Source organism: Antarcticirhabdus aurantiaca, assembly GCF_009765365.1.
Lineage (GTDB): Bacteria > Pseudomonadota > Alphaproteobacteria > Rhizobiales > Rhizobiaceae > Antarcticirhabdus > Antarcticirhabdus aurantiaca.
In genome coordinates, this window is record NZ_VTOM01000003.1 from 100,220 (window position 1) to 116,002 (window position 15,783).

Below are 15,783 nucleotides of genomic sequence, written 5' to 3' on the forward strand. Positions count from 1 at the left end.
TTATCGACGGGATCACGGAGAGACAGTGGGAGATCGGACGATACGTCCGGTTGTCCAATGTTGATCAGTGTCGCGTGGCGGACAGTTCGATGTGCGGGCGTTTCAACAGGTCGACACACTGATTGTGTAACGGCATCGCGCTGCGGCGCCGATCAGCCTGCTAACCTGTTGATCATGCTGATACCGAACGAGGGCAGCATGTGGCGCCGATCAACACATGAACCGTCGAGGGTGTACGAATGGAGGGCGGATGCAAAAAGGTCCCAGGGGCGATCCTGGGGCATTTGGTGCGGTGCTAGTCGTGAGGAGGGGTTCAGTTCATCCGCGCTCCGGCCGAGGTCGGGAGCCGTGCGAGGTAGGCCGCCGTGACGTGGTCGAGCCACGCGTCCGCCAACTCGTCCGTCAGGAGCCGTGCCGCCAGCCGGCCGGCGTTGTCGTCGAGCCAGCGGTGCCAGCATGCCCGTGCCGCGGCGGGCGTCCGCTCCGCTTCCGGGATCGCGAGGATCGCCCTGGTCATGGCCCGCCCCGCCCGGAACGGGATCCCGCGCCAGAAGCCGATCTCGAACCGCCAGCCCTCTTCGTAGGAAGCGACGAGTCCGGCGTCAGGCGAAACTGGGAAGCCGGCGAGATCGCCGAGTTGGTGGCGGATCGCCCGGCGCAGGGACTGGAAGGCCGGGTGCTCCTGGCGCTCGTCCTGGGTCATCGGCTGGAACTCACTGGGCATCGGTCTTCCCCCTGTTCACCTTCCGCATCGCGCCGCGTCTGGCGTCCGCTGCCTGGATCGCTTCGTAGGCCGCGACGAGCGCCCTTTCATGATCGGTCGGCGGCGGTCCCTTCCTCTTCCTGCCCGGAACCGGGATGCTCTCAACGCCGCGCAGGAGCCGGAGCGCCCTGGACATGTCGCGGCAGCCCTCCGGCAGGTCGGCGACGTCGCCTCGGTTGATCCGGGTCCAGACCTTCGCGAGGATGTCAGCCTCGGCATGGGTCATCGCCGAGCCGGCGGAGCGGAGGCGGGACCGGACCGTCGCGGTCGAGACGCCCAGGACCTCGGCCGCCGTGTCGACGTCGAGGCCGCAGGCGGCGAGAGCCGAGCGGAAAAGGGCGGGGTCAGCCACGGACCGCCTCCCCCTCGTCGGCGAGCAGAGCGCCGAGGACCTCGGCGACGAGCGACGGCGAGGACGAGAACGGGACCGTCACCGATACCGCCTTCTTCTCGGCCTGCCGGCGGACGACCGCGACCCTTGCCGCTTCGATGGCGTCGACGTTGCGGTCGAGAACGTCGACCGTTCGGCTGTCGAGGCCTGGGACGTCTTCGAGACAGGTGCCGGCGTTCTCGCCGAAGAAGTCGAGATGCCGGCGGGCACTGCGCTCGACGTCGCCGTAGGTCTCTACGCCCGCCGACCGAAGCAGGCGCAGCTCGGACGCTCTGACCGGCTCCAGCATCGTGCTGGCGAAGCGTGCGTCCAGCCGTACGGTGTCGAGGCGGGATGCCAGGTCTGATCCGGAAGGGGCGAGTTGGACGCGCATCATGGTGGTGTTCTCCACGCAGGCCGAGCGTGGATGCCGGCCGGCGTTAACCATAAATGTACCTAAATTGGGTACGTTTTAAGTGTTACGGCGGGCGATGTTCGCGAAGCGTTATGCGGTGTTCCTCATCTCACGCCGAAAGACGAAGTAACGAGGGTGCGGGCAGGTTCGGCATCTCACGGCGTGAGATTGGACTTCGGCTCCAAAGCCCTGTAGACGCTGGGTTTGACGGTCCCGCGAGGCTTGCACGACAGCCAATACTGGATCCTCTTGCCGACGCTTCGTTCGGCCGTCCGCTTGTCGATGCCGGCATGCACCAGACCGCCGACGGCGAGATCGACGAGAGCCCGGGTCAGCGGTTCCGTGACCTCGACCGGCTGCGACCGCAGGTGCTCAGCGAGTGCCTCGACGAGCGTGCGGTCGACGAGGCGCATATCCGGCGTGCCGGCGATGCGCTCGCGATGCCGAGCGGAGTACTCGCACTGTCGGCGACGCTCCTCCCGCGACCTGCGTGTCGGCGTAACTTTTTTTAACTCACCCGCAACCATTTCGTGCTCCTATGTCCTCCAACCGCCGGCGAAACATGCCGGCACCGGACCGCGAGAGGGAAAAGCGATGTCGTCCTGGAACGCCCACAGATTCTGCGGTGGTCTCGAGAGCGCGCTCGGCGCCGCGATCGGCAGTGCCTTCAACTCCGCCCGCCAGGCCCGGGCGATTGACACCTCCGGCCCTCAGGCCGTCGCCCGCCTCGCCCGGGCTCTGCGTGCCGAGCGCCGGAGAACGTCGGCGCTCCAGGACGAGCTGCTGGCGGCGTACGCCCGCATCGAGGCCGCGGACCGCACGATCTCGCTCCTCCGCGAGCACCGCCGCCGCTGATCCTCATTCCTCCGGCCGATCCTCGAGGGTCGCTCCGGCCTCCGCAAGCTTCTCCGCTGCCGCGAGGATCGCATCGACGTCGGGGTCGTCGTCGCCCCTCGAGGCTGCCCGGGACGCGAGGATCCCGACCCACTCCTGAGCCGTCGGCGGACGGGCGCGCTCCTCCCGCGCCTCTCGCGCCGTGTCGAGCGGAATCTGATCGCGGGGCAGCAGAGGCATGCGCAGGCGCTGGACGCCGGCCAGGTGGAGCTGGATGTCGTCGTCGCCGGCCTTGCTCAGCATACCGAGCTGCAGGGCGTCCAGCTTCAGGATCCAGCCGAGGATCTCGCGCTCGGCCGGCGTCTCCGGATCGAGAAGATCCGTGCCGATCGAGTAGCCGAACTCGGCCGAACGGGCGGCCCGCCGGATCCTCTCCGACTCGGACAGCCGAACCCGCTCCCGGCGCTCCTCGACGACGGCGGACTTCTCCGCCGCGACGTCGACGTTCTCGGCGACCACCTCCTGCGCGACGTCGTCGACCGCCGTCGGACGCGGCGGCGAGAACCAGCCGAGGATCGTCCTCACGCCGTCCACCATGCCGTAGATCGGCAGCAGCACCGCCGCCGCCGTCGCCTTCAAAGCTCTCGCGATCGCCGCCATCACCCTCTTGAGCATTTTCCAATCCTTCCGAAATCCTTCGGCGGCCCATCCGCTCGCATGAAAAGGATCTAGACTGCGCGCAAGAAAGTAAGGAGCCCCTCCCGAAATCCTCCGACTTTCGGACGATCTCCCGGCCGCAGATCGATGTTGACAGAATGGACATGGTGCGACCGTTAAGAAAGTTTTTGCCGCCAGAGCCGATGCTGTTGACTTCCGCTCTACCGATACCTTTCTTGGGAACATGCACCGCACGAATCGGTGCGGTGTCGCGTCAGGGTGTCGAGGTCGGGGATGAGCGAGGTCACGGAAGCGAGAGGAACGCCGAGGCTGCGGTCGGGTCCGCACGTGCGCGTCTCGTACACCGCGCACGTCGCCGAAAGGGTCCGGGAACTGCACGACGAGGGGAGCACAGCGGGACATATACGGGCCCGAACCGGCGTCTCGCTCTCCGAGATCGCCCGGATCCTCGGCTCGTGCGGTCGCACTCCCCGAACCGCTCCGCCGTCTCGCCACGCCGCACCGATCGGCACCGGACCTGCCCTTCCGGCCGCCGTCCCGGCCATCGTCGGGCTCAGGGCTGAAGCGCCTGCCCCGCCGGCACGGTCGTGGTCGCCGGCCGAGCTGACCCTCCTCAAGACGCTAATCGATGCGGGTATTTCGATCTTCGTCGTTGCGGAGATTCTCGACCGGACCCCTGGCGCCGTTCAGTCTCGCGTCTCGAAATCGGGTCTGGTCACGCGCCGCGTCGCCGACAAGTCCGCGACGACACTGGAGGCAACGATCGGGCAGCTCGAGCGGCGGATCGCCGAGGACGGCGACACGCTCGCCCTTCTCCGCGACCTGAAAGAATCCCGCACGTGACCGGGCGGGTCTGGAACGCGGCCGAGCTGGAGACGCTCCACGACATGGTCGCCGCCGGCCGCTCGATCCCCGAGATCGCGGCCGCCGTTGGCCGGAGCGAGAACGCGACGCACGTGCGGATGCACCGGCTCGGCCTGCGGCTGCACCCGCTTCCGACGCAGCGCCAGCTCGATCGTCTCGCCGACTTGGTCGAGCGCGGGTTCTCCAAGTCGGTCGCGGTCCGGCTGACCGGCCTGTCGCGGAAGAAGGTTGACAACCACATTCGTCGCCTCGGCCTGGTCGGCCCTCGCTCCGAGGCCTTCGACGACGTCCGTCCCTACGATGAGCGCCTTATCCAGCTCTCGACGGCGGGTCTGCGGACGGCGGAGATCGCATCCCAGGTCGGCCTCGCGACGACGACCGTCCGGTCGAGGCTCCTGACGCTCGCCCGGCGCGAGGCCATCGCGGAAATGCGTGGTGCCGCATGAGCCGGGTTTGGACACCCGAGGACGAGGCTCGCCTCGAGGCCCTTCACGCCGCCGGCCTGCGCGACCGGGGCCTCGCCGCCGCTCTCGACCGCAGCGTCGCCGCCGTCCGTCAGCGCCGCCAGGAACTGGGCGTCGTCCGCCCCCGCCGGCCGGTCTGGTCCCGCGAGCGCGACGCCCGCCTGCGCCGGCTCGATGCCGATGGCGCCGACCTCGCGGCGGCCGCGCAGGCGCTGGGCGTCAGCGTCACGGCGGTCGCCGTCCGCCGGTCGCGGCTTGGTTTGTCGTCGAGGAGGCCGGCATGACGATCGGCGACCGCATCCTCGCCCTCCTCGCCTCCGCTCCAGGCCGCTTCACGTCGACCGCCGAGATCGTGTCCGCTCTCTACGCGGATCGCATCGATGGCGGACCGCCCTCGGCGCCGGTGATCGTACGCGTCGAGGTCCTCCGCCTTCGTCGACGCGGGCATCGGATCGAGTCGCGTCACACCGGCGGCTACAAGCTCGCGAGGAACTCATGACCGCCTCCCTTCCCTTCGCCGAGAACCTAGCCCTCGCCCGCGCCTTCCGTGGCCTGTCGGTCGGCGAACTGGCGGCCGCCGCCGGCGTCTCATCGTCGAGCGTGTCGCATCTCGAATCCGGCGACCGCGTGCCGAGCATCGACGGACTCGTTCGCCTCGCCGACGCCCTCCACGTCTCGACTGATTCCCTCCTCGGCCGCTGCGATCACGTCGAAGCTGGCGGCGAGCGGGTCGTCGGCATGCTCCGCAAGCTGGGCGAACTCGGACACGAGGAGCTGGCGACCTTCGAGCACTTCTTGGACGTCGTCATCGCCCGCCGGCACGCCGCGCTCGAATCCGCGCCCGCCCGCCCTGTCCGGTCCGCGGGCGAGGTCGCCCTCCGCCAGCGCCTCGGAGCCGCCGGATGACCAGACCCTACCGCCCGGTCACGCCCGCCGACGTCGAAGAGGTCCGCCGCCTCGCCGGCGAGGGCGTCGTCGACAGGGAGATCGCGGTCCGACTGGGACGGCGGATACAGGTCGTCCAGAACGTCCGCCTTCGGTACGGCATCGCCTCGGCGTTGCACCGGAGGCTGACGCCGGCAGACCTCGCCGCCGTCCGGAGGCTCGCCGAAGCCGGTCGGACCGCGCAGGAGATCGCGGCCGCGATGGGATGGACCTTCGCCCGCGCTCGTCGCGCCCGCGAACTCGCCACGCCGCCGGCCGCTTCGGTCGCGCCGATCGCCATCGACGAGACGACGCCGGAGCCGCTGCGGCGGACGCTCGAAAGGCTCGCCGACGCCGAAGCCCGCATCGTCGATCGCCGCCGCCGTCGCATGGAAGGAGCGCAAGCATGACGACGCCGACCCGCCGCCGCCGCGACCGTCAGGAACGCCTGGATCAGCACCTCGACGAGGCATGGCAGGCGCTCCTCGCGGTCCAGCACGACCTCCACGTCGATCGACCGGCCGACGCGAAGCGTATCGCCGCGGCCATGGAGATGATCGCGTCCCTGCGCCCCGGCCTGGAGCCAAACACCGACCTCGAGCCGCCGGCCGGCCCGAGGCCCTGACACCCGACAGCAACCACCCGGCAGCGGAGGAAAGCGCTGCCGGCATCACGACAGGAGCGAGGCATGCCCCACGAGAAACTGATCGCGGTCGACTTCGACGGCGTCATCCACTCGTACACGTCGCGCTGGACGGACGCGGCGACGATCGCAGACCCGCCGACGCCGGGAGCAATGACGTTCCTGCGCGACCTCGTCCACGACGGCCGTTTCGACGTCGTGATCGTTTCGAGCAGATTGAACGAGCAAGCCGGTGACGACGCCGTCAGGACGTGGCTTCGCCACGAGCTGTACGAGGCGTTCGGCTCCGACGACGGCGGAATGGTCAAGGGCGTCTTCGGCAAGCTCTCGTTCTCGAAGGTCCGCCCGCCGGCCTTCGTGACCATCGACGACAGGGGCTGGAACTTTTCCGGCACGTGGCCCAACCTCGACGACCTGGCGTCGTTCAAGCCGTGGAACAAGGGCGGCAGCCACATCCCGACGACCGATGCCCCGAGGGTCATGGCCGATCTCGTCGGCCTTCTCTGGAAGGCGCTGCGGGCGCCCGCCGGCGACGAGAAGGTGCGGGCGGTCATCCAGGACTATCTCAAGCGCAAGGGCCTGATGCCGAGCCCGCTGCGGGAGGCCGGCGTCGTCGGCTTCGACATCCAGGTGCCCGCCGACGCGTCCGACGAGGAGGTCGTCGCCGCGATGGCCGACGCCCTGCGGCAGTCCGGCGGCGTGGACATCCGCGGCATCGGCGGCGTCACGATCCAGACGGACGAGGCCGGCTCGATGGTGCGGCCCGACGCCGAGATCCCCGAGCGGGCGGCGAGGTACCTGCGCGTCGCCCAGGACCCCCGCGAGGTCTCCGACGCGCACCAGGATGTCGTCTCCAGGTCGCTCGACGCCGTTTTCGGCCGTCATGGCTTCCGGCGTGAGCGGTCGTCCGACGGCGTCTGGACGCTGCACGGGCCGGGCCACGACGTCGGTCTGACGGTCGACGAGGGCCTGGTGCCTCGCGATCCGCACGGCGCGACGTTGCACGCGAAGGCGCTGTTCGCCGCCTTCTCTGCGGGATGCGGAGCCGGACGGAAGCTGGCCGCCAGGGAGGCGGAGGAGGCTGCGCCGATCCCGACCGGACTCGCCGCGGTCCCGCTGGCAATCGACGCGCTCCTCGCGGATCCGGAGCGCATGCACCTCTACAGGACGGAGCCGAAGTTCCGTTATGCGGTCGATACGCTGAGGTGGGTTTCGACGGCTCCCCTGTCGACGCCTCCCGGTCACGAGGAGGGCGACCCGGCCGTCCTTCGCCGGCAGCTCCTCTCCCGCCTCGACGAGACCGAGGCAATGCGATGGGAGGCGGCCGACGAGATCGTCGAGGCGGCCTGCGCCGCGGCGAGGATCCAGCCCCGGCGGAACTGGCGCGGCCGGGGCGGCTGGGGAATCGGCGGCGAGATGCTCTGGGGGCACGAGGCCCTGGAGCTGACTGAATCCGGTCTGCGGGCGACCGTCGGCGGAATGATCCGGAGGGCGGCATGACCTCCCTCGACCACCTCCGCGACACGCCGGCCGGCGTCGAGTTGGATCGCATCGGCGCCAGCGAGCCGAGCTACGAGACCGCGATCGCCGGCTTGCAGTTCCACGCCTACGCCGGGCCCGACGGCCTGGGCGGTCTCGTCATGCCTTCGGCCGGAGACCGCCTGTCTCTCGTCCGTGCGCCGGAGAACCCGCACGACACGAACGCCATCGAGGTCTGGTGGCGCAACTCGCACCGGCTCGGGCACCTGCCCCGCCTCCTCGCCGCCGACCTCTCGCCGGCCATGGACGCCGGCGCGAGCGTCCGGGCGTACGTCCTCGACGCCGGAACCGGCGGCGCCTGGAGCGCCCGGGTCCTCCTCGTCGGCGAAGGCCTCATCCACATCGTCGCGGAACCCGAAGAGTGGAAGATAGCCAGCTATCTCGAGCCGTGTTGGGACGATGAGGACGTCGAGGAGCCGAGGACGGTGACGGCGCCGCCGATGGTGCCCGACGATGCGGACATTCCGTTTTGAGCGCCCGACTCGACCCCATCGTCGCGGCCGAGCTGCGGCGCTGTCCCCTGCCCTGGTCGCTCGACGACCGGAGGCGCCACGTCCTGGTCCGCATCGCCGGCGAGGTCGTCACCAAGGTCCCGCATGGCCAGCCGAAACAGGGCGGCCGCGCTTCACTCAACGTCCGGGCGGCCATCCGGAAGTACGTCAGGGAGCATCTGGCATGACCGACCCCAACCTGTTCACTAGGGCTCGCTCGAGGCCTGCTCGCCGGCCCCTCGGCGACGAGGTCGACAACGAGCCCTTTGTCGCGCTCCTCGTCGAGCGCGGTTTCCAGTGGCCTATCGGCGGGTATGGTCCGGGACTCTATGCGCAGCGCTGCCGAGCCTGCGGCAGGTCGCACACCGCCGACAAGGGAGCCTGGCACTGCCTGCCCTGCGCCCCTCGATCGCTATGACGCCGGCCGAGCCGCCGCTCCGGCCGGACGACGTCGTCCGGCTCCTGCACGAGGTCTGCCGGGAAGCCGGGTCGCAGAAGAGCTGGGCGGAGGCGCACGACCTGTCGCCGGCCTACGTGTCGGACGTCATCGCCGGCCGACGAGATCCGGGTGCGAGCGTGCTGGCGGCGCTGGGGCTGGAGCGGGTGCCGATGACGTACCGGCGGGTGACGGCATGAGCGTCCGCTCCTTCCCCCGCCTCGCCGACGGCACCATCCCGCCCGCCGGCGTTTCGCCCGAAATCCTCGTCGTCCTCCTCGACGGCGAGGACGACTCCTACAACTCGGCGCCGGCCGGCAGCATCCGATGGGCGGCCCGCAGCGCCTTCGGCTTCTTCGACGGAACCGTGCCGATCGCCGACCTCGCCGACGTCGATGCCTGGGCGTCGGAGAAGGCGCGGGAGGTCGTCAGGGATCGGGACGAGCTTTGGGAGGACGCGGCGTGACGCCTCTCGAGCAGCGTGTCCTCGCCGGCTTCAAGCGGAACGGCGACCGCTTCTTCCGCCGCCTGCCCGACTGGCCGAATACCGAAATCGGCCTCGGCGACACCAACGGGGTCGACGCCAGCAAGGCACCCCGGGAGCCCGGGCGGCCGGACTTCGACCGCGTCTATCGCCACGTGGTCAGGCTCTTGATCGACAGCGTCCTCTCCGCGCACACGCTCCTCGGCACCGAAATCGTCGGCGATGCCGTCCTCGTCGGAGCGTCCGTGGTCGCCGATCGCAAGGCGGACGGCCCGGTCTACCGGGTCGTCGGGCTCAGGGACGGGTACGGGCACCGCTTCGGTCAGCTCGAATGGTGGCGGCGGTACGTCATGCGGACCGAGGACGGGCACTGGATCTGCAACCGGCCGCACGACAACCCGGCTCGAGCGGTCGCCGAGGTCCGGCACAGCCGGCGTCACTACCATCAGATGGTCCCATGCTCCATGGATTGGGAAGGACCGAGCGTGGATCGGACCTCACCCTGCTGGTCGGAAGGCCGGCTGCTGGACCTCGCCTCCGCCCGGTTCGCGTTCGTGCGCATCACCTCGGGATCCAGGATGTCGCTCGGCTATCTTTTCGACGACCGCTACGTCCTCGTCGAGGCGCGGCAGGCGAACGACGGACGCTGGATCGCCGCCGGGTACCACGACATCGAGGAGGCGGTCCGCGGGTACGATCGGCGGGTGAAGGCCGTCCAGGAGGCGGTCGCCGTCGATGTGGAGGACGACGACGAGGCGTTGATGGGCGCGCTGTAGGAGCGATGCGACGAAAGCGAATGGTGCGTCGATACCGTTCGCTAACTACGTTGGCCGGCTCCGCTTGATTGGGGAATCCGCCGACCGTACGCTAACCCTGCCACGCGAGACATGCGGGCCTCCGATTGAGACGGCGATCGCGACGCGAGCCGGTATGTGTCCGTCCGAGAGGACGAGGGAATAAACGGCCGGGGCTCGTCGGACTGATCATCCGGCGTGCCCTTTCCGCATCCGGAGGTTCCGGGCGGAAGCGTGGCGTGCCATGCTTCCGAGCGAACGAATTCGCCGCCGGAGCGACCGTGGCCGACGAGACGCGCATCTTCCTGAACCCGATTGCCATCGAGTACGACACCGTCAACGGCCGGCCTCTGCGCTATCACCGACACTGGCGGAATCTGGACCTCCGCATCGAGGCATACACTCTCCAGCGGTCGCTCGGCAGCATGCAGCGGAGCCACGCGAGCGAGGAGCAGGCTGGCGATGACGCCCTGCTTTCGGCGGCCTACTCCGACTACGAGAGCATGTCGCTCGATGACAAGAAGCGGCTCCAGGACATCCAGACGCGGGAGATCGTGCCGTCGAAGCAGCGCGAGGCCTGGCACCTCGTCGGGTGGGCGACGATCGCCAACAAGCGCGACATCCGGGTCTTCTCCGCCGGCCGCAAGGGGAAGCCGCAGGGCGACTACGACCAGTTCTTCCGCCGCGTCAAGGTGGGCATCAAGGCGACGGGCGACGCCGACGAGATCGGCAGCCTCTTCCTGAGCCGGCCGGACGAGCTTTCGCGGATGCGCGACGACGAGACGGAGGACCACGTCTACCTGCACCTGCCGGTGCGGGCCGAGGTCCTGGAGAAACTCAGCGAGACCATCGCCGCGACCGGGGCGGCGCCGGAGCTGCGCCTCTACGTGGACGCCCTCCTCTACCAGACCGAGGTCGACGAGGCGCTTTCGGAGCCCTGGCAACGGCAGTGGTACGCCATGCTCGAGGACGACTATCCGGCGGCGACGCTGGCGCACCTCTACTTCGAGCATGCCAAGCGCGAGAAGCCGGCCGAGCCCGTGCCCGAGGACGACGAGCCGGGCGTCGACGTGCCGGCCGTGGTCGCGGCGATCGGCGCGTCGGCGGGCGAGACGGCGGTAGCTCGACGGGTGCGCGGGCTGACGGTGGCGGTATGGGGACTGGCGGCCGCAGTGGTGGTGGCGGCGATTCTCGGATAGATTCGCTGCTCAGAGCTTCCGACACTTTCCGACGGGAACCGCGGGAACGAACGGGCATCCGGAGGCATCGACGGGAAGCTTAAACCATTGGAACACAAGGGTTCCGAGCCTGGTCTTCGCCGTTGACATCGTAGGGGTCACAGGTTCAATCCCTGTCGCGCCCACCATCCGACGAAATCCACGGTCCAGTTGATGTCCTGCGGGGAGTCAGCGCTCCTCTCGACTGTCAGATGGCGTCGTCCCTCGCGGCGCCGGGCGATCCGTCGATGCGCCAGATCGGTCTGCCTCGGCCGCGGAACACCTCGGATTTGGCGCAACGACCGATTGGTTTTCTCCTTGCCGGCCGTGCCGCTGCTGCGCTCCCTCCCCGCGGCCCGCGTCATCATCCCGTTGCTGGCGTGCCGGAAGAACGATCCCCGACCTCGAATCACGGTGGAGCGCTTGTCCACGCACGGCATTGCCGGGCACTTCCTTCTGGGACGCGACGATCTCGAACCCTCCGGCATCGCTATCGTCGAACGCTCCGCCGAGTTCCCAGGCGCCGGGGCGGACTGATGTTGTCGTCGCGGCGGGGCGCAGTGCGTCGAATGGGGAACGGGCTTGGGTTCGACATGCCCCTCGATTGCCCAGTCCCTCGCTCCGTCGGCCGTCGCCCGGACACCCGCCGGGCGTCCGGAACGGATCCTTCGGAAAATCGGCGATCGAAATCGTCCGCGCCCTGTCACGTTGGTCACATCGCCGGAGGCCGGCATTGCCGATGCTGATCCCAGGCCAAGGGCCGGCGCATGTCAGCCTGCCGTCGAAGAAGGGGCAAACCGATGCAGAACGTTGAACAGGCGATCGAAGCGCTCGGAGCCGCGATGGGGCTCGACGGGATCGGCCTCGACGGCGCCGGCAACCTCACGCTGATCTTCGACGGATCTCTGCCGCTGAACATCGCGCGCCGCGGCGCGAGCGAGCTCGAACTCTGGACGCCCCTGCCCGGCCAGGGAACCGACGCCGCTTCGCTGCGGCGCCTCCTGGAGGCGAACCATCTCGGCGAGGCGACGGGCGCCGCCCGGCTGGCCCTTCAGCCCGGCGGGGGCGCGGCCGTTCTGTGCGAGCGCCTCGACGTGCGCGACCTCGACGCGGAGGCACTCACGCGGCGCGTCCTCGATTTCGTGCGCCATGCGAGCTTCTGGCGCTCCGACGAGGCGACGCACGGCGCGGCGAGCCCGTCGATGCCGACAGACGATTTCCAGATGGGCGGCACGATCTTCCGCGCCTGACCGGCGCGAGCAGGCCATCAGCACGGACACAAGGACCGCAGGGACATGAGCAACACCATCCATCAACGCGCGAGCCTGCCGATGACGGGCAGCGAGGTCGGCTCGGCCAGCGCGGCGCAGGCGCCGACCGGCGTTTTCGGTGCGCATACGGTGCAGCAGGCGCCCCAGGCCCAGGCTCCCGCGCCCGCCTCTGGCATCGGTCACAAGATCCAGGCCTTCTTCAAGCCGCTCACGGATCTCTTCGGCAAGTTCGGCGACCAGCTGAAGGCGTTGTTCAAGCCGGCGGCCGCGGCAAACGCGCCGGCCCAGCCAGCGGCTCAGGCGGCAGCGCCCGCCGCGGCAGCCGCGCTGCCCTTGAAGCGCCAGGCCCATGGGATCTTCAATTCCGACGGCCTGCCCTTCGACGTCAACAAGGCCAGCGTGAGCGAGCGGAACGCGGCCACCTACGCCATCGTCAAGAACACGGCCGACGGCATGACCGCGGACTCCATCGGCGCCTTCCTGCGCGGCGCCAACCCGATGTCGAACGGCGCGAACCTCACCGGCGCCGCCTGGGGGGCCGAGGTCGCCGGCCGTGCGCTGGCCCATCTCCCGAATACGCCCCTCGCCATCTCGCCGCGGGCTCATGGGCTCGACGTCAACAGCGGTGAGCCGATGGATTCGACGTTCAAGGCGCTTCGCGACGGACCGGTCGACCACGACGCGCTTGCGGATCAGGCCGTCGACGTCATGAAGGGCGCCTGGGCCTCGATCTTCGGCGCCCCGGGCGATGCCGCGTCCATCGCGACCGCGGCGCAACGCGTGCCGACCGAACTGCGCGCGGCTTTGGCCACGGCGTGGCAGGCGATCGACGACTCCGCCGCCGATCCCCAGCTCAAGACGGCGATGAAGGAACATGCCGCACGCGACATCCTGCTGCTGCGCACGGTCAATGCGCACGTGGGCGCCAAACCGGCTCCCGTCGAGGGCACGAAGGAGGAGATCGACGCCTTCCGTGCCGCGGAGAAGGAAAGCACGCCCTATCAGAACCGGGTGGAGCTTTCCGCGGCGCTGCAGCGGCTCGGCAATGGCCGGGATTTCGAAGCCAAGAGCGGGCATCCCTCGCTCACCGCGCGCACGCAAGGCTTCGGGCAGACCTACGGAGCGGCCCTCCAGGAGTTCGCCCGCGCCGTGGTCGACGGGGCCGATGCCTGGGACGTCTTGGCGGCCAAGGGCGGCGGTCGTCAGATGATCGCCGATTTCGAAGCCATCCGGACGGACTGGAACACGAAGATCGACAACGGCATCGATCCCCGCCAGCCCGCCTGATCAGCGCGCGCCGGGCCTCCCGGCGCCACCGGGCTTCGGGTCGCCGGCCGGCGCGTGCGGATCGGCGTCCATCTCGATGACGCCGTGGTCGAGGCGCTCGCGATACAGCTTGTCCTTGTTGCGGGCGACCCAGGCCAGCACTTCCGCCACGGCGTCGAAGAACTCGTCCGGGATCGCCTCGTAGAGCTCGGCCTCGGCGAAAAGACCGCGCGCCAGCGGCGGATTGCGGAAGATCGGGACGCCCGCCTCCTCGGCCTGGGCGCGCAGGTAGTGGGCCTGCATGTTGCGCCCCTTGGCGGTGACGAGGGGCAGCGGCGTCTCGCCGGGCTCGTAGCGGATCACCACGGCGAAGTGCGTCGGGTTGACGACGACCGCGGTGCCCTTGCGCGCCGCGTGGCCCCCGTCGCCCATGGCGAGTTCGTGGGCGAGCTGCTTGCGCTTGCCCTTGATGTGCGGGTCGCCCTCGCTTTCCTTATATTCGCGCTTCACCTCGTCCTTCGTCATCATCAGGCTCTTGGTGTGCGAGTGGCGCTGATAGACGAAGTCGACGAGCGCCACGACGATGAAGGCGAGCGCGGAATAAACCAGGACCTGGCCGAGCGCGGCCACCGTGATGTCGCCGATGCAGGGCAGCCCGCAATCGAGCGACTGCACGTAAGGGGCGATGACGTCGAGAACGACGAGGTAGAGCAGCACCGACAGGAAGACGATCTTGACGATCGACTTCAGGAGGTCAACGAGCTGCTTCATCGAGAAGATGCGCTTGAAGCCCGCGCCGGGGCTGATCTTCTCGAGCTTCGGGCTGATGCTCTCGAAGGAGAACAGGGCCCCGATCTGGAAGTAGTTGGCGGCCACCCCCGAAAGCACCACGACGCCGAGGATCGGCGCCATGATCATCACGGCGTCCCAGGACGCCGCGGCGATGCCGGCCATCGCGTTGGTGCGGAAGTCGCCGACCGCGAGCGCGGCGACCTGATCGAAGAGCGTCGTGAGCCGCGCATTGGTCGCGTCCCAGGTCACCCAGACATAGGCGATCACCGAGAGGAGCGAGACGGTCGTCACGACGTCCTGGCTTTTGGCGACCTGCCCCTTCTCGCGCGCGTCGCGCTCCTTTTTCGGGGTCGGAAGCTCGGTCTTCTCGCCCGATGAGCCGCTCATCGCGGCGTCTCGGGAGCGGGCGGCGACGGATCGGCGGGCAGCCGCCCCGGCGAAACCGGCCCGGCATCGGGATCGGCGAAGCGCATCTCGTCGTAGAAGCGGTTCATCGCGGGCTCGAAGAGCTTCAACTGGTCGGTCGCGTAGGGCAGCAGCCGCGAAAAGTAGAAGATCAGGATGAAGATGGCGAGCGCGCTCTTGATCGGCATCGCCAGGATGAAGACCTGCACCTGCGGCGCGAAGCGGCTGATCATGGCGAGCGCGAACTCGGCGAGAAACATCACCGCGACGATCGGGCCCGCGATGATGACGACGATGCGCATGGCCTCGTCGGCGATCGAGAGGGCGAGCGCGGGGAAGGCCTCGGACAGGATCGGAATGCCGCGCGTCGCCGGCCACAGAACGAAGGACTGGTACATCAGCCCGAGCACTGGGAGGATCGCGCCGGTGACGAAGACGTAGGTGAGGAAGGCCTGGCTGAACAGGATGCCGAGCGGCGAGGTCTCGTGCCCCTGGAGCGGGTCGATCGAGGCGGCGATGGCCGCGCCGCGCTGGTTGTCGATCAGCGCGCCGGCCGACTGGACAGCCCAGAACAGCCAGCCGACGACGTAGCCGAGCACGAAGCCGATCGCGTATTCCTTCACGAAGAACAGCGCGAAGGACACGACCGTCATGTCGAAGTCGGCGGCGTGCGCGTAGTTGATCGGCACGGCGATGACGGACAGGGAGATGATCGCGCCGGTGCGCGCGAGGCGCGGAACGGCGGTCTGCGCGAGGAGCTGCGAGGTCGAGAGAAAAGCGTAGATGCGCGGCAGCGTCAGGAGGAGCGCGACGATCTCCGTGTCGAAGAAGCTGAAGTAGAGCCGCGCGACCTCGATGACGTCCCTCATGTCATGCTCGGAAATTCCGTGAAGAGCTTGGTCGCGAAGTTCACCATCTCCGAGCCGAGGAGGCCGGCCATGGCAGCGATGGTCGCGGCCACGGCCACGAGCTTGATCGCGAAGGACACGGTCTGCTCCTGGACCTGCGTCAGCGCCTGGATCAGGCTGATGCCGATGCCCACCACGGCCGCGACGATGATCGGCGGCATGGACAGGACCATCACGAGGACCATGGACTCGGTGATCTGCTGCAATGCGACGTCGGGGGACATG

Annotated in this window: 26 protein-coding genes; 17 read left to right on the plus strand and 9 right to left on the minus strand. The window is 69.0% G+C overall.

Features of this window, described 5'->3' with window-relative positions; genetic code table 11:
* Positions 1–313 precede the first annotated feature (313 nt).
* The 4 genes from FZN60_RS04295 to FZN60_RS04310 form a co-directional block, all read right to left on the minus strand.
* Positions 314–724 carry a hypothetical protein gene (locus tag FZN60_RS04295; RefSeq protein ID WP_158871453.1) on the minus strand — a complete coding sequence of 137 codons (411 nt, stop codon included), beginning with the start codon at positions 722–724 and terminating at the stop codon, positions 314–316.
* Positions 714–1,115 carry a hypothetical protein gene (locus FZN60_RS04300; RefSeq protein ID WP_158871455.1) on the minus strand — a complete coding sequence of 134 codons (402 nt, stop codon included), beginning with the start codon at positions 1,113–1,115 and terminating at the stop codon, positions 714–716. The genes FZN60_RS04295 and FZN60_RS04300 overlap by 11 nt, the downstream gene beginning before the upstream one ends.
* On the minus strand, positions 1,108–1,530 hold the full coding sequence (locus tag FZN60_RS04305) for a hypothetical protein (RefSeq protein WP_158871457.1): 423 nt from the start codon (positions 1,528–1,530) through the stop codon (positions 1,108–1,110). The genes FZN60_RS04300 and FZN60_RS04305 overlap by 8 nt, the downstream gene beginning before the upstream one ends.
* A 173-nt stretch (positions 1,531–1,703) precedes the next feature.
* The gene (locus FZN60_RS04310; protein ID WP_158871459.1) at positions 1,704–2,075 is read right to left on the minus strand and encodes a hypothetical protein; all 372 of its coding nucleotides are present in this window, start codon (positions 2,073–2,075) and stop codon (positions 1,704–1,706) included.
* 67 nt (positions 2,076–2,142) lie between these two features.
* On the opposite strand from FZN60_RS04310, the gene FZN60_RS04315 reads away from it, so the two are divergent.
* Complete coding sequence (locus FZN60_RS04315; protein WP_158871461.1) at positions 2,143–2,403, plus strand: hypothetical protein; 261 nt, start codon at positions 2,143–2,145, stop codon at positions 2,401–2,403.
* 3 nt (positions 2,404–2,406) lie between these two features.
* On the opposite strand, the gene FZN60_RS04320 is transcribed toward FZN60_RS04315, so the two are convergent.
* Positions 2,407–3,057, minus strand: coding sequence for a hypothetical protein (locus FZN60_RS04320; protein WP_158871463.1), 651 nt, complete (start codon positions 3,055–3,057; stop codon positions 2,407–2,409).
* 276 nt (positions 3,058–3,333) lie between these two features.
* Here FZN60_RS04320 and FZN60_RS04325 point away from each other — a divergent pair, with 276 nt between their 5' ends.
* From FZN60_RS04325 to FZN60_RS04390, 14 genes are all read left to right on the plus strand, one after another.
* A complete protein-coding gene (locus tag FZN60_RS04325) occupies positions 3,334–3,903 on the plus strand; it encodes a hypothetical protein (protein WP_158871465.1) in 570 nt (189 codons plus the stop codon).
* Positions 3,900–4,370, plus strand: a complete 471-nt coding sequence (locus tag FZN60_RS04330) for a hypothetical protein (RefSeq protein ID WP_158871467.1) — start codon at positions 3,900–3,902, stop codon at positions 4,368–4,370. Before FZN60_RS04325 ends, FZN60_RS04330 begins: the two co-directional genes overlap by 4 nt.
* Positions 4,367–4,672 (plus strand): hypothetical protein, encoded by a 306-nt coding sequence (locus FZN60_RS04335; RefSeq protein ID WP_158871469.1) that lies wholly within the window; start codon positions 4,367–4,369, stop codon positions 4,670–4,672. Before FZN60_RS04330 ends, FZN60_RS04335 begins: the two co-directional genes overlap by 4 nt.
* A complete protein-coding gene (locus FZN60_RS04340) occupies positions 4,669–4,887 on the plus strand; it encodes a helix-turn-helix domain-containing protein (protein WP_158871471.1) in 219 nt (72 codons plus the stop codon). The genes FZN60_RS04335 and FZN60_RS04340 overlap by 4 nt, the downstream gene beginning before the upstream one ends.
* Positions 4,884–5,294: a helix-turn-helix domain-containing protein gene (locus FZN60_RS04345; protein ID WP_158871473.1), complete on the plus strand. Its 411-nt coding sequence runs from the start codon at positions 4,884–4,886 to the stop codon at positions 5,292–5,294. The genes FZN60_RS04340 and FZN60_RS04345 overlap by 4 nt, the downstream gene beginning before the upstream one ends.
* A complete protein-coding gene (locus FZN60_RS04350; protein WP_158871475.1) occupies positions 5,291–5,722 on the plus strand; it encodes a hypothetical protein in 432 nt (143 codons plus the stop codon). The genes FZN60_RS04345 and FZN60_RS04350 overlap by 4 nt, the downstream gene beginning before the upstream one ends.
* A complete protein-coding gene (locus FZN60_RS04355; protein WP_158871477.1) occupies positions 5,719–5,937 on the plus strand; it encodes a hypothetical protein in 219 nt (72 codons plus the stop codon). The genes FZN60_RS04350 and FZN60_RS04355 overlap by 4 nt, the downstream gene beginning before the upstream one ends.
* A gap of 63 nt (positions 5,938–6,000) precedes the next feature.
* Positions 6,001–7,455 (plus strand): hypothetical protein, encoded by a 1,455-nt coding sequence (locus tag FZN60_RS04360; RefSeq protein ID WP_158871479.1) that lies wholly within the window; start codon positions 6,001–6,003, stop codon positions 7,453–7,455.
* On the plus strand, positions 7,452–7,967 hold the full coding sequence (locus FZN60_RS04365) for an HIRAN domain-containing protein (RefSeq protein ID WP_158871481.1): 516 nt from the start codon (positions 7,452–7,454) through the stop codon (positions 7,965–7,967). Before FZN60_RS04360 ends, FZN60_RS04365 begins: the two co-directional genes overlap by 4 nt.
* A complete protein-coding gene (locus FZN60_RS04370) occupies positions 7,964–8,173 on the plus strand; it encodes a hypothetical protein (RefSeq protein ID WP_158871483.1) in 210 nt (69 codons plus the stop codon). The genes FZN60_RS04365 and FZN60_RS04370 overlap by 4 nt, the downstream gene beginning before the upstream one ends.
* A 226-nt stretch (positions 8,174–8,399) precedes the next feature.
* Positions 8,400–8,621 (plus strand): helix-turn-helix domain-containing protein, encoded by a 222-nt coding sequence (locus tag FZN60_RS04375; protein ID WP_158871485.1) that lies wholly within the window; start codon positions 8,400–8,402, stop codon positions 8,619–8,621.
* Entirely contained in the window at positions 8,618–8,887 is a 270-nt protein-coding gene (locus tag FZN60_RS04380; RefSeq protein ID WP_158871487.1) for a hypothetical protein, read from the plus strand. Before FZN60_RS04375 ends, FZN60_RS04380 begins: the two co-directional genes overlap by 4 nt.
* Positions 8,884–9,681, plus strand: coding sequence for a hypothetical protein (locus tag FZN60_RS04385; RefSeq protein WP_158871489.1), 798 nt, complete (start codon positions 8,884–8,886; stop codon positions 9,679–9,681). Before FZN60_RS04380 ends, FZN60_RS04385 begins: the two co-directional genes overlap by 4 nt.
* 299 nt (positions 9,682–9,980) lie before the next feature.
* Positions 9,981–10,898: a hypothetical protein gene (locus tag FZN60_RS04390; RefSeq protein ID WP_158871491.1), complete on the plus strand. Its 918-nt coding sequence runs from the start codon at positions 9,981–9,983 to the stop codon at positions 10,896–10,898.
* Between the two features lie 137 nt (positions 10,899–11,035).
* Here FZN60_RS04390 and FZN60_RS04395 read toward each other — a convergent pair whose 3' ends face one another.
* Positions 11,036–11,347 (minus strand): hypothetical protein, encoded by a 312-nt coding sequence (locus FZN60_RS04395; RefSeq protein ID WP_158871493.1) that lies wholly within the window; start codon positions 11,345–11,347, stop codon positions 11,036–11,038.
* Positions 11,348–11,716: 369 nt separating this feature from the next.
* On the opposite strand from FZN60_RS04395, the gene FZN60_RS04400 reads away from it, so the two are divergent.
* Together FZN60_RS04400 and FZN60_RS04405 are read left to right on the plus strand one after the other, a co-directional pair.
* On the plus strand, positions 11,717–12,166 hold the full coding sequence (locus tag FZN60_RS04400) for a type III secretion system chaperone (protein ID WP_158871495.1): 450 nt from the start codon (positions 11,717–11,719) through the stop codon (positions 12,164–12,166).
* Between the two features lie 45 nt (positions 12,167–12,211).
* Entirely contained in the window at positions 12,212–13,474 is a 1,263-nt protein-coding gene (locus FZN60_RS04405; RefSeq protein WP_158871497.1) for a hypothetical protein, read from the plus strand.
* On the opposite strand, the gene sctU is transcribed toward FZN60_RS04405, so the two are convergent.
* The 3 genes from sctU to sctS are packed head-to-tail and all read right to left on the minus strand — an operon-like array spanning position 13,475 to position 15,782.
* Positions 13,475–14,632, minus strand: coding sequence for a type III secretion system export apparatus subunit SctU (gene sctU, locus FZN60_RS04410; protein ID WP_158871499.1), 1,158 nt, complete (start codon positions 14,630–14,632; stop codon positions 13,475–13,477).
* On the minus strand, positions 14,629–15,519 hold the full coding sequence (sctT, locus tag FZN60_RS04415) for a type III secretion system export apparatus subunit SctT (RefSeq protein WP_158871501.1): 891 nt from the start codon (positions 15,517–15,519) through the stop codon (positions 14,629–14,631). The genes sctU and sctT overlap by 4 nt, the downstream gene beginning before the upstream one ends.
* Positions 15,516–15,782: a type III secretion system export apparatus subunit SctS gene (sctS, locus tag FZN60_RS04420; RefSeq protein WP_158871503.1), complete on the minus strand. Its 267-nt coding sequence runs from the start codon at positions 15,780–15,782 to the stop codon at positions 15,516–15,518. Before sctS ends, sctT begins: the two co-directional genes overlap by 4 nt.
* Position 15,783 lies beyond the last annotated feature (1 nt).